This is a genomic window from Gloeocapsopsis sp. IPPAS B-1203 (genome assembly GCF_002749975.1).
Taxonomy (GTDB): Bacteria; Cyanobacteriota; Cyanobacteriia; order Cyanobacteriales; family Chroococcidiopsidaceae; genus Gloeocapsopsis.
In genome coordinates this window covers 195,498-207,400 of the sequence record NZ_PEIG01000002.1, presented here as the reverse complement: position 1 = coordinate 207,400, position 11,903 = coordinate 195,498, and the positions used below count along the sequence as shown (strand labels likewise).

The following is an 11,903-nucleotide window of genomic DNA, read 5'->3' as shown; positions in this document are numbered from 1 at the left end:
CATTCAATTTCAACCCCAGTCTACAAGTGAGGAAATTAAACCGCCGTGTCTTCTAGTATTGTTCAGAAAAAACAACAAAGAGGCTCTTCACCCAGTTATCAGTTTGTCAAAGACGTCGGTCAGGTAACTGGCGGCACACTGTTGGCAACGGTTATGCTGACTAGCGCTGTTGTAGCTGGGGGATTGATTGGGCTAGCAACCAGTTTCCGCAATCTACCGGATGTGAGAGCTTTACGTAACTATTTTCCCTCAGAAACTTCTTATATTTACGACATCAAAGGTAGGCTACTTGCGAGTATTCATGGTGAAGCTAACCGCGAAGTTGTCCCGTTAGATCGCATCTCGCCAGACCTCAAACGCGCTGTTATGGCGATTGAAGATAGCCACTTTTATTATCATCAGGGCATCAACATTGGCAGTGTTGGTCGTGCATTACTTGTTAACTGGCAACGCGGTGCGGTTGCGGAGGGTGGTTCTACAGTCTCAATGCAGTTGGCCAGAAATATTTTCTTGTCGCAAGAACGGAAATTTAGTCGCAAGGTTGCAGAAGCTGTCTTAGCAGTACGCCTTGAGCAAGTTCTGAGTAAAGAAGAAATTTTAGAGTTGTACCTCAACCAAGTTTATTGGGGTCACAATAATTACGGCGTCCAAACTGCAGCCCGTACTTACTTTAATAAATCAGCAGCAAATCTCAACTTGGCTGAATCAGCAATGATGGCAGGAATGATTCAAGCCCCAGAACAATACAGCCCGTTTAACAATATGGAACGGGCAAAACAACGTCAGGGAGTTGTCCTCAATCGAATGCTGCAATTAGGTTGGATTACACCTGAAGAAGAAGCCGCTGCGCGTGAAGCAGAAATCAACCTAGGTCGCATTCGTTCATTTCAAGGTAGTGCAATGCCTTATGTGACAAATGCAGCTGCACAAGAGTTAGCCCAGCGCTTTGGGCGTGATGCAGTGCTTAAAGGCGGAATGCGCGTCCAAACTACTGTAGATGCTGATATGCAGCGGATGGCAGAGGAAACCGTAACAACTTGGCATCAAAGAATTCGTGCCCAAGGAGTCAATGGCGATCAAATGGCATTGGTTGCTGTCGATCCGCGAACTCAGTTTGTCAAAGCCTTAGTTGGTGGTGTCGATCCGCGTAAAAGTGAGTTCAACCGTGCTATTCAAGCACATCGTCAACCTGGCTCAGCATTTAAGCCATTTGTGTACTACGCAGCATTTGCCTCTGGAAAGTATACTCCTAACTCAATTGTGGAAGATACTCCAGTTAGCTATAACGATGGTAGTGCTCAACGCTATGTACCTAAGAACTACGATAGCTCCTTTCAAGGACCAATGTCGATTCGCAGAGCCTTAGAAGTTTCGCGAAACATTCCGGCAATTAAAATTGGGCGGGCTGTTGGACTGAATAAAGTGATTGAAATTTGTCGGGTTCTGGGAATTAATAGTCCAATGGAACCAGTGATTTCATTACCCCTAGGAGCAATCGGTGTCACACCATTAGAAATGGCTAGTGCATATGCAACTTTTGCTAATTATGGTTGGCACTCGCCACCAACAGTCATTGTCCGTGTGAGTGACAGTAGTGGCAATGTGTTACTCGACAACACACCTAAGCCCCAACTTGTATTAGATCCTTGGGCAGCAGCTTCACTTAATAGTGTGATGCAAGGAGTTATTAACAATGGTACTGGTCGAGCAGCACAACTCGACCGCCAAGCAGCTGGTAAAACAGGAACAACATCCTCAGAACGCGACATTTGGTTTGTCGGTTACGTACCTCAGTTAGCAACTGCGGTGTGGGTAGGAAACGATAACTATCGACCCTTAGGTAAAGGATCGACTGGCGGTGGTTTTGTTGCACCCGTATGGCGCGACTTTATGCAAAAAGCTTTAAAAGACCAACGAGTTGAGTATTTCCGTTCTCCTTCCCAGTTTCAGCGCCCTAGCAGTAACTAAAGAGTTTTGAGTGATGAATGTTGAGTGTTGAGTTAAGAAAATTCTTGATAATTCAAAACTCAAAACTCAAAACTCCCAAAATTACGGCTGTTTATCAACTTCCGCTTTCATGCGTTCTAGCGTTAAATTCATTTGGTCAAACATCTGCTGTGGAGTCATGCCAAACTGTCCTAACTGCGTTTGTAGTTGCTGTGCAGTCATTTGAGCCATAAAGTCTTCTGATAGTTCAAAGCGCTTCATAAAAATTCGATAGCGCTCCATCAGAGTTTCCATTTGGTCAATAAACATTTTTTTGCCTTCGCGGTCAAACTTGCCGTAGTTTTGACCAAGTTTGATTAAGGCTTGGTAATCCTCAAAAAGCTGCCTAGCTTCTTGTTGAACTATCTCAGAGTCAAAAAATCCCATGGCACTTATGTTCAACTGAGTGTTTTCGCTCAGGAGACTTTATTGTTGCATTTGGTATCATTCTAGTCTAGACTCAAAGGCTACACTTGATCGTATTTTTGTCGAAATTTCACGACTTGACAAAAAGCTAATTTCTACTAAGTGCTGAATTCAAGGTATTTTGAGCCGAAAGTTTGAACCTTGACAGTTATGTAAAGGCGATCGCAACTAACTTCACTTGTGTGTTAGAACAATCAATATTTATCATAAAGAAGAAAGCGATCAGATGCACTGTTTGAATGCAGCATTCTAGTGTCTTCTCAAAAAATGAGTGTGGCTACAGTGGAGTAAAACTGAGTATGTTAAGTAAACTGAAAAGCAGAAAAGTTGCCGCACTTTTGGCTTTCACTGGCACAGTAATACCGATCGCCGGTTTGCATAAGTTCTATCTAGGACAACCGCTGTGGGGAGTCATATATTTACTTCTATCCTGGACACCGATTCCGCGAGTTGCTAGTGCAATTGAAGGAGTTTGGTATTTAGCTCAAGACTCAGAAGAATTTGACCGAAATTTTAATAGCGCTGAAGGTAACGTAGAAGTTTTTGCAGCGACACCAAATCAATCAGCAACTCCTAATCACGTTAGTGCGATCGCTGATGCTTTACGTCAACTCGATGATTTACGCCAAGACGGACTGATTTCTGAGTATGAATTTGAACAAAAACGCCGCCAATTGTTAAATAAAATTGTTTAAATAGAAACACGCTTCACAGGCAAGAAGAACCTGACTCCACGATGCTTCAGAACTGGTTGCAGTCTCAGACAATCCGAACTAAGTTACTCAATGACCCATACTACCGCATGGAGTCGCTAGCTGAAATTGCGATCGCCGCCGCGTTAGGTATCCGCATCGATGTGAATCAAGCGAGTGTCGATGATTGGCTCAGATTACCAGGAATCTCAATTCATCAGGCGCGATCGCTCGTAGAATTACGCCGCAGTGGTGTTCAGTTCTACTGCGTTGAGGATATTGCCGCTGCCTTGAATATGCCGTTACAACGACTGAAACCTTTGGAAGTTGTGCTGAAGTTTTGTTACTACGACGAAGAATGTTATCTACAGCCGCTAGTGAATCCTAATACAGCAACAATAGAAATATTAGTAAAAATTCCAGTTATCGATCGAACTTTAGCAGCAGCCATAGTACAAAATCGCACATCGCTTGGACCATATCGTAATTTGGTTGACTTGCAACGGCGTTTGTCACTAGCAGGAGTAACAATTAGCAAGTTGATGCACTATCTATGCTTTTGATAATACAAAAGTTCAACACAAAAAAGCTTATTCTTTAGTCCACGAAGATGGACTTTGTTGATTCCGCGACTTTAGTCGCTAGGCATTTGATCAAATCTTACACAAATCCACTGCGCTTTAAAGGCCAAAAGCGAAAACAAGCGTGTCCAATAATGTTTTCTTGCGGTAAAAAGCCCCAAACATGAGAATCGTTACTATCATTACGGTTGTCTCCCATGACAAAAAACTCATTTTCCGCCACTTGCTGGGGTCCCCATTGATAGGTAGGAGCCTCTGCAATGTAATCTTCGGTTAAGGGTTGATTGTTGATATAGACCTTGCCATCAGCTACAGCTACGATATCGCCAGGTTTACCAATCACACGTTTAATAAACGCTTGATCTTTGGCATAACCCATTGTTTGTAGTTTTGGAGGTGGTTCAAAAACGATAATGTCGCCCGTCATGGGGGGATGCAACCAGTAAGAGACTTTTTCGACAACTAAGCGATCGCCCATGTCTAATGTAGGTAGCATTGAATCTGAAGGAATGTAGCGCGGTTCTGCTACAAACGTTCTGATCAAGAATGCTAAAACTAAGGCAATTAAAATTAAAATCAAGTTTTCCTTTTGGCTGTGCCATGCTCGCAACCAAAAAGATTCTGGAGAATTACTTTCTTTTGAGGTCATAAAAGTCTTCTAGCAGCTCTTATCAATCAAATAAACACTTTGATTATTGTGACGATAAATGAGATTGGAAGCTAGGGGCGATCGCTTATTGTCGAGGAGTCGGCTTGTTAGTCATAATCTGTGAATAGGCTCAACTGCGATCAACTATGAATCAATTGACTTCATTTGCTGCCCCCATTCCTAAAAAAGCTGAAGATAGCTTTGCCATTACCTTTGCGCCTTTATCACTTGCAGAAGCTTATGCGCTTGCTGATGACGCTGCTAATGGGGCGATCGTTGTTATGAGTGGGATGGTGCGCAATCAAACAGATGGCAAACCAGTTGTATCTTTAGAGTACCAAGCCTACGAACCTATGGCGATGCAAGTATTCCGCCAAATTGCTGCCGAAATTCGTAAAACTTGGTCTGATGTTAATCGAGTTGTAATTCATCACCGCGTTGGACGCTTACACATCGGCGAAATTAGTGTGCTTGTAGCGATTGGTTGTCCTCATCGTTCAGAAGCATTTGAGGCTTGTCGTTACGCCATTGATACCCTAAAACACAATGCCCCTATATGGAAAAAAGAACACTCTCCAGATGGTTCAAGTAGCTGGGTGAGTATCGGTGCATGTGAAACGGAAGAAGGGGCGAGGAGCGTGGGGCGTTAGCGCAGCGGGACGAAGTCCGGAGCGAGTGGTTAGTAACTAGTAAGGCTTGTAGTAATTCGCTTCCAAACCTTTCCATGTTAACAAACTACAATATGCCTACTCTTTATTTTTATTCCTCGCCTCTCGCTCCCAACTCCTGACTCCTAATGTTGAGGTTTGTAACTATTTTTGTATACCAAGACACTAATCCTTTAGACTGATTTGCGATTGGATTATTGATATACAACTATATGCAGATACTCCACTCTGTTTGGCACGATGTCATCTTATTGCTGTCTTTCCTTGCTAGTATCATTGGTTTAGTATTGCTAGCCAAGACAAATCAAGCCCAAGTTGAAGAGTTAGAAGAAACAGAATTCGTTCTGTTTAGAATGAGTTTCGCTTACTGGCTAGTGTATTGTATTGCTTGTGGTTTACAAAAGTTTATTTTTCCAGACTGGGAGGTTTTAGCGCTTGGTGTCAAATTAACCGCAGCATTGTCATATTTTCTAACTTTCGCTTGCATTGTGTGTCTACCATTGCATCGAGTTGCAATACGACAAATTGAAGAATAGCTAAACCCTCGAAACAAATCCTGTCTAATTACAACGATAATAAAATCATTTATTCAAAGCGATCGCGATCGCATCTTCAAGCTTATCCTGGCTCAATGTAGTCAGGATAAAGACTTCTTGTACAGTTTTACCTTGGCGAACAATCAATTTAAAGCCTCCCCGAATGGGAACAGAGATTCGCAGTTGCATTCGGGGAATGTGACCTTTGACCCGCCCAATAACCCCTGGAGTAATGGTTTGTATGCCTTCAACTTTGGTAAGGCGTTCTAAAACAGCAATTAAACCAGGAATATGCGTGGAATGGTTTAATACCAATCTGCCACTAGCGGGATTATTCATTAAGTTAAGCTGCCTCTAGTGGTGCCATTGTTAAATCTGCACGTCGTAATTGCTGGTGATAAAGTTCTGCCTGTTCTAATGGACCTACCCAAACGATCGCCTGACCTTCGTAATGAATTTGGTTTGTGAGTTCCCACGCGCGATCGCTTGTCATTCCAGGAATGTATTTGGCAAGACACTCGGCTACGTGCCCAAAAGTATTGAAGTCGTCATTCAAGACAATGATTTTGTAGTTGGGATACAGCTTTGGAGCCACTTGACTCGATTTCTCAGGGGCTACTGTTGGTGAGGTTGCCATGCCGTAAACACCTGTTATAAATCTCATAGTCATAAGCTAGCTGAATTTTTAAATAAGTGCGTTTTAAGTACCTAGTTTAACTAAAATTCTGAGTGAACCAAATATTTCTATGCAATAAAATAATACGTTTAGATTGTGATATATTTCTTATATAATTGATATTTTTGCTGTTTTCAAAAAAGTTTTAATATCTCCATTATACTAAACATATATTAACAGAAAGTCCCCAAAAAGTAAATATTGAGGGAACTACTTTTAAAACTTCTACTGCCAATCCTCCCAAGCTTCATTAAAAATCGAAGTATCAGGGAAGGCTGTAGGATTGTTATTTTGTGCTAGGCGGCGCTGTAAGGCTTCAAGTTGCGGTTCAGGGAAAGGTAATCTTGCTACAAGTTGATAGGGGGCGATCGCACGTTCTAGTGCAAAAGCAGCGGTAGTACCCGCAGCCGCACCAGCAGACCATTCAAAAGAATGGACGCGATAAGCAGCCGCCGCAATATGGCTGACAGCAATACTTTTTCCAGACACAAGCAAGTTATCAATTTGCTGGGGAATCATTGCCCGCAGGGGAATTTGAAAAGGATACGCTTGACCTGCCCCAAGACGTTCTCCAGGGCGTTCAATATTGCCAGGAAGTTCCGCAGGACTTTTGAGCATACAAGGATGAAAATCGATTGCATAGTGACCAATGCCGACAGCATCAGGATAAATCGTGGAGCGCGTACGCCGCATGACGTCTCTTGGAGGAATAGTTCCAGCAATCACAGATGCAGCTTCCAAGCCAGCTAAGGCAGCTTTGAGACTACGATAATTTTGTGGTGACAAAACCAAGCGATAGTAACTATCACTATAATCGCGGCGAGAAATATCAATTTCCGATATGGCAAAACCTTGAGGATAGGCTAAAGTCGGTCGTCCGATAATCCGCCGTCCTTCGCGCATATAAGGATATTTAGATAATCCGTGCGCCGTTCCCATTGGCGAGTCAAGTCCTGCCAAGTAGCGGTTATTTGGGTGCGGTTCCTTGACACCAGCACCGAGTTGTGAATCGGTAGTTCCCGCAACAAGCCAATGAAAATAACCTTTAGCGTGTTCTTCACCTTTACGCAAAGTTTCTACCCGCAGTCCACCCATCCAACCACCAGGTTGTAGCTGTTTTGTAGTTTGTAGTTGGTTGCGTGTATAAATCAAGTTATCCGCAGCCGTACCAGGGCGGTAGTCATTACCCCAAGTCCAGTTTTGCATGGAAATATCGCCTGGAGTAGGAGCAGTAAACGAAATTCCACCAAAGCGCATATCTTCGCCTTGGCGAGGACTCCAAATGCGACGGTAGGTAAAGACTAAAGGAAAGCTGGCAAGTCGAGGTAGTTCATAACTGTAGTAAGCTGCATACTGTTGATAGAATGGTGGTTCTACGTGTCTTTGCGGCTGTTGAGTCGCCTCCATTGCAAAGGTGTAAGTAAAACCTTGAGTGCAATAAGGATCGTTCGTTGCACTAGAAGAAGAAGGTTCAAGATAAGAACGCGGATCGATACCTAAGCGATAAGGAACATCAGCCAACGCAATCAGTTCACCCGTTTCCGTTGCATCAATTACATACCAGTTGGGAGCAGACTCACCCCTCACTCCTCGCCCCTCATCCCTTTTTATAGCAGGGACAAATCGCACAATATTTTTAGTAAACAAGCGCGAATTTTGGTAAGTATAAGCATCAGCAATTGTTTGCGATAGCGGATAGGTATTGAGTGCTGGCGCACCCTTGGCACGTTCGTGTTGAATTGCGGTAAGCGAAGCTATGCTCGAAGAGCTTTTCGCACTTTGAATGCGTTTTTCAGCAACCGTTTGGGCTGTTTGTAAATCTTTGATGACAGTTGAAGGAAACCATTTAAACTCTCCTCGACCTCTCCTGGCAGCATCACGCAACATTTCTGAGAGGATAACGTGACCATCACGCGGTAAAAAGCAAGACTCACTTACCCAGCAGTTACCAGGATCTAACTCGCCGTACTTACGCTCAATACGCCGACGTAACTCTAAATAACCACGCGAGTAAAACAACTGCTGTCGTTGAGTGGCACGTTCGTCAAGTGCGGAGGTTCCTTGTGCGGAAATTTGTCCTCCTAGCCAATCAGTAATTTCGGTTACACAAACAGTTCTTCCGGCTAGCAAGGCTTCATAGGCTGTCGCCACGCCAGCAAGTCCCCCTCCAGCAACTAATAGATCGCACTCCACTGTTTGATCCACAGTTCGAGGTGGTGTCGCCAAGGCAATTGGAGGAAAAGAGGTGATGAAAGTTGAAAGTAAAGTCAGACTAACAAGCGATCGCTTCATATTTCAGGTAGCTTGGCTCCATAAGTCTAAGTAGCCCCTAGACGTTAGCACTCCGAAAATGTTCATCGCAAGCGTTTTGTGTTATGGAATACGTGCTACTGAGGAAAAGAGCAGAGGGGCTGGGGTGCAGCCATTTATTTTGATTGGTATCAATCGACAAATCCGATGGAAGAGAATTGTACTTAGCAGTTAGTTTAAAGCCAACAATACTTTGGTGACTCCTCTAAAGAGCTGGTGCAGTTCCTGACGATTCACGCACAACAAGCCTTGTCCCCAAAACTTTAGAAGTTTTCGTTACAGATTTACTGAGTAATAATTCCGCTGCGAGTACTCCTTTTTCAACCAGTGGTTGCTGAACTGTTGTGAGTCTTGGTCGAATTTGCCAAGCTATTGGAATATCATCAAAGCCTACGATTGATAAATCTTCTGGAACTTTTAAACTCATTTGCTGGGCACTGCGCAAAGCACCAAAGGCTAAAATATCGCTCATTGCTAAAATTGCCGTTGGTCTAGGATGGCGCTGTAACAAAGTCATAGCTACTTCTCGCGCATGATTCTCGTCGTTGCGACACTCGTAAATCGGCACTTGGCTAAAGTCAATTCTTGCCTCTTCTATCGCATCTCGGTAGCCTTGCAGCCGTAGTTTAGTAATTTGATGCGTAGAGTGTTCAAGTCTTTGAGAATCAACTAAGCCAACATACAAGTCAGATTGCAACTCCATTGCCATAATGGCGATTTGTTTGTGGTGGAGGCTTAATAAGTGTGTTGCAGCTTTTCGTGCAGCTTGGCGATCGTCAATACCAACGGAGGGTACATCTTTTAAAGAAGGCTGATCGACGGCGACGACTGGTAGCTGACGTTCTAAGACTCGCACGAGTGCTTCGCTGTCATCAGGCAAATTGTAAATAATAAACCCGTCTACAGTCGCTTGCTCAATTGTCTTCTGCGCAGCATTGCTTTCTAGTGTTGGCACAATCAGTAAACTTGCTTTCACGCGTTCGCAAACTCTTGATACTCCTCTTAAAAAAGCGATCGCAGCTAAGTCATTGAATGCATACGGTAGCGATTCACCAAATACCAAACCAATCGCACCTGTTTGTCCTGTCCGCAGCATCCGCGCCATTGGGTTGGGACCTGGATAGCCCATTTCTTTCGCTGCTTCTAAAATCTTATCGCGCAGTTCTGGCGAAAGTTGATCTGGTCGATTGAAAGCATTTGATACCGTTGTTCGCGAAACCCCGACAGCTTGAGCAATATCCTGCAGTTTGATGGACTTTCTTGCTTTGTCGTGTTCCATGAATTTTTTGAGCTACTCTTCCTCTAAATGCCTGTAATTGAAACACACTTTAACTTGATCGATCAAGAAAAATTGTTACAATGATTAACGTAAAGCTTCTGAATCGATTCAGAAGCATCAGTAAGTAACTTCGTGAGAGAGTGTATGAACTACCAACAATGGCTTAATTATAAAGAACAAGAACTTCTAGTTCCTCGGTCAAAGCCAGCATCGAATTCTCAGCGAATTCAACTATCTGGGCTTTTCAATCGTGTGAGATGTTATTTCTCGCAGTTGTTCGCGTTTAGCAATGAACCTCAAGTTCAAGAAATCGTTGTTGATGGCAAGATGCAGTGGAAAGTTTACGACCCACAAAGCGATCGCACATTGCAACTCAACTCATCACAAGAAGTTTCTCTGTGGCTGGAGGAACGCTACTATAACCGTCGTATCAATGTTTGGGAGTGAGACGATCAGCTGAATCGTTTTACCAAAAGAAAGATGCAAATAATTTCTCCTCTGCGACTTACTCAGCCCAACTTCAAAGTGAAACAGTATTATCCAATTCACTTCCTAGCTGATGAAATAGCCTTGCTAGTACTGTGTTGGAAAACAAAAATCCTTCGGGATCGGTAAGTCGCAGTTGATCGGTTCCCACAAGTTCCACCCAACCTTGTTGATAGTAGGGTTGTAAACACTGCCAAATTTTTGCCACCGTCTCCACGCCAAATTGTTGCGCTAGTATAGCAAGGCTAATACCTTCGCTTAAGCGTAACCCTAGCATGAGTGTTTCTAACAAAACCTCATGGGAAGATGTCTGTAAGCAATTCAACACACCATTAGCAGCAATGTAGTCTTTTACCCACTGATAATATTCTTGTGTTTTACGCGGACGAGTGAATCGTTGTCCTTGTACGTAGCTAGTAGCACCCATACCAAAGCCGTAGTATGGTTGATTGTGCCAATAGACGCTGTTATGACGACACTGATGCTGAAGTTGAGCATAGTTAGAGATTTCGTAGTGTTCGTACCCAGCCGATGTCAAAACTTGCTGTGCTGTGCGATACATCTGCGCTGTCATATCATCAGTTGGTAAGGGCTGTTCTCCAGCTTGATAGTAACGATTAAAAGCTGTGCCAGGTTCAATCTGCAGATCGTAAATTGAAATATGATTCGGGGCGATCGCGACAACTTGTTCTAAACTATCTTGCCACTGCGCTAAGGTTTGATGCGGTAAACCAGAAATCAAATCGAGGCTAAATGAAGGGACTTTGACAGTGCGGATAATTTCGATAGCACTGTAGATATCTCCAATAGTGTGCGATCGCCCGCAAATCTTTAATAATTCTGATTGAAAGGCTTGAACGCCAAGACTAACTCGATTCACTCCGGCGACACAATAACCCTGTAACTGTTCTAAAGAAAACGTACCTGGGTCAATTTCGATAGAAATCTCAGCATCGTTGACGATCCCAAATTGCAGCTTGAGAGTGTCAATAATTTTTTGTAGCTGATTGACAGATAACAACGAAGGAGTTCCACCACCAAAGAAAATAGTTTTTAGTAGTTCGCTTGATGTGTTTGTGTGAGTAATTTCTTGACATAGTGCGTCTACATAATGCGAAATTGTGCCAGAGTTTTCGCCATGCAGGCGATCGCCCATAATCGATACGGGAAAGTCACAGTAGTAGCACCGCCTTCTACAAAAAGGAATATGTATATAGGCAGAGGTCGGCTCACTATAATTGATTATGTTCGTACTTAAATTTAACTTAGCTAACACGCGCTTTTCTACCAAGATTAAAATAATGGTGAATAAGTGTAAAATCTTTTTCTAAAAATTAAATCTTTCTTGTAAATTCTTCTCAGATAATGATTAATTTAATTTTTATTCTACTGTCTGAAGTTGCAAGGAGACAAATATCTTAAAGCAATAAATAGACATGCAATAAAGATTTGAGCGAGATAATTAAAATTAAATAATCAAAGTGTGATTATTGTATCTAACTCAATATGAGAAACAACTACAGTAGATAAAAATTTGTAAAAGTCATGCTACTGAAGCTGTGCTAGCTTACAGAATATTGTTGTTGAAAGGAACCTAACGGAGGAATATTGAAG

The 11,903-nt window shown here is 42.9% G+C and carries 13 protein-coding genes; 6 read left to right on the top strand and 7 right to left on the bottom strand.

Features of this window, described 5'->3' with window-relative positions:
• Positions 1-45 precede the first annotated feature (45 nt).
• Complete coding sequence (locus CSQ79_RS04315) at positions 46-1,968, top strand: transglycosylase domain-containing protein (RefSeq protein WP_099699967.1); 1,923 nt, start codon at positions 46-48, stop codon at positions 1,966-1,968.
• A gap of 81 nt (positions 1,969-2,049) precedes the next feature.
• Here the strand turns inward: CSQ79_RS04315 and CSQ79_RS04310 are convergent, their stop codons facing one another.
• The gene (locus CSQ79_RS04310; protein ID WP_099699966.1) at positions 2,050-2,373 is read right to left on the bottom strand and encodes a DUF1825 family protein; all 324 of its coding nucleotides are present in this window, start codon (positions 2,371-2,373) and stop codon (positions 2,050-2,052) included.
• 338 nt (positions 2,374-2,711) lie between these two features.
• On the opposite strand from CSQ79_RS04310, the gene CSQ79_RS04305 reads away from it, so the two are divergent.
• The gene (locus CSQ79_RS04305; protein WP_099699965.1) at positions 2,712-3,107 is read left to right on the top strand and encodes an NINE protein; all 396 of its coding nucleotides are present in this window, start codon (positions 2,712-2,714) and stop codon (positions 3,105-3,107) included.
• A 41-nt stretch (positions 3,108-3,148) separates the two neighbouring features.
• Positions 3,149-3,667 (top strand): ComEA family DNA-binding protein, encoded by a 519-nt coding sequence (locus CSQ79_RS04300; protein ID WP_099699964.1) that lies wholly within the window; start codon positions 3,149-3,151, stop codon positions 3,665-3,667.
• A gap of 97 nt (positions 3,668-3,764) precedes the next feature.
• On the opposite strand, the gene lepB is transcribed toward CSQ79_RS04300, so the two are convergent.
• The gene (lepB, locus tag CSQ79_RS04295; RefSeq protein ID WP_099699963.1) at positions 3,765-4,334 is read right to left on the bottom strand and encodes a signal peptidase I; all 570 of its coding nucleotides are present in this window, start codon (positions 4,332-4,334) and stop codon (positions 3,765-3,767) included.
• Positions 4,335-4,480: 146 nt separating this feature from the next.
• On the opposite strand from lepB, the gene CSQ79_RS04290 reads away from it, so the two are divergent.
• Positions 4,481-4,984, top strand: a complete 504-nt coding sequence (locus CSQ79_RS04290; protein WP_099699962.1) for a molybdenum cofactor biosynthesis protein MoaE — start codon at positions 4,481-4,483, stop codon at positions 4,982-4,984.
• Positions 4,985-5,214: 230 nt separating this feature from the next.
• Positions 5,215-5,538, top strand: coding sequence for a hypothetical protein (locus CSQ79_RS04285; RefSeq protein ID WP_099699961.1), 324 nt, complete (start codon positions 5,215-5,217; stop codon positions 5,536-5,538).
• A gap of 45 nt (positions 5,539-5,583) precedes the next feature.
• On the opposite strand, the gene CSQ79_RS04280 is transcribed toward CSQ79_RS04285, so the two are convergent.
• The 4 genes from CSQ79_RS04280 to CSQ79_RS04265 all read right to left on the bottom strand — a co-directional run bounded on the left by CSQ79_RS04280 (position 5,584) and on the right by CSQ79_RS04265 (position 9,803).
• Positions 5,584-5,877 (bottom strand): DUF2103 domain-containing protein, encoded by a 294-nt coding sequence (locus CSQ79_RS04280; protein ID WP_099699960.1) that lies wholly within the window; start codon positions 5,875-5,877, stop codon positions 5,584-5,586.
• Between the two features lie 4 nt (positions 5,878-5,881).
• Positions 5,882-6,208, bottom strand: coding sequence for an ATP-dependent Clp protease adapter ClpS (clpS, locus tag CSQ79_RS04275; RefSeq protein WP_099699959.1), 327 nt, complete (start codon positions 6,206-6,208; stop codon positions 5,882-5,884).
• Between the two features lie 231 nt (positions 6,209-6,439).
• Entirely contained in the window at positions 6,440-8,506 is a 2,067-nt protein-coding gene (locus CSQ79_RS04270; RefSeq protein ID WP_099699958.1) for an FAD-dependent oxidoreductase, read from the bottom strand.
• A 223-nt stretch (positions 8,507-8,729) separates the two neighbouring features.
• Positions 8,730-9,803 carry a LacI family DNA-binding transcriptional regulator gene (locus CSQ79_RS04265; RefSeq protein WP_099699957.1) on the bottom strand — a complete coding sequence of 358 codons (1,074 nt, stop codon included), beginning with the start codon at positions 9,801-9,803 and terminating at the stop codon, positions 8,730-8,732.
• Positions 9,804-9,947: 144 nt separating this feature from the next.
• Between CSQ79_RS04265 and CSQ79_RS04260 the strand changes: the two genes are divergently transcribed.
• Positions 9,948-10,250 carry a hypothetical protein gene (locus CSQ79_RS04260; RefSeq protein WP_099699956.1) on the top strand — a complete coding sequence of 101 codons (303 nt, stop codon included), beginning with the start codon at positions 9,948-9,950 and terminating at the stop codon, positions 10,248-10,250.
• Between the two features lie 73 nt (positions 10,251-10,323).
• Here CSQ79_RS04260 and hemW read toward each other — a convergent pair whose 3' ends face one another.
• Positions 10,324-11,565: a radical SAM family heme chaperone HemW gene (hemW, locus tag CSQ79_RS04255; protein ID WP_099699955.1), complete on the bottom strand. Its 1,242-nt coding sequence runs from the start codon at positions 11,563-11,565 to the stop codon at positions 10,324-10,326.
• Positions 11,566-11,903: the final 338 nt, after the last annotated feature.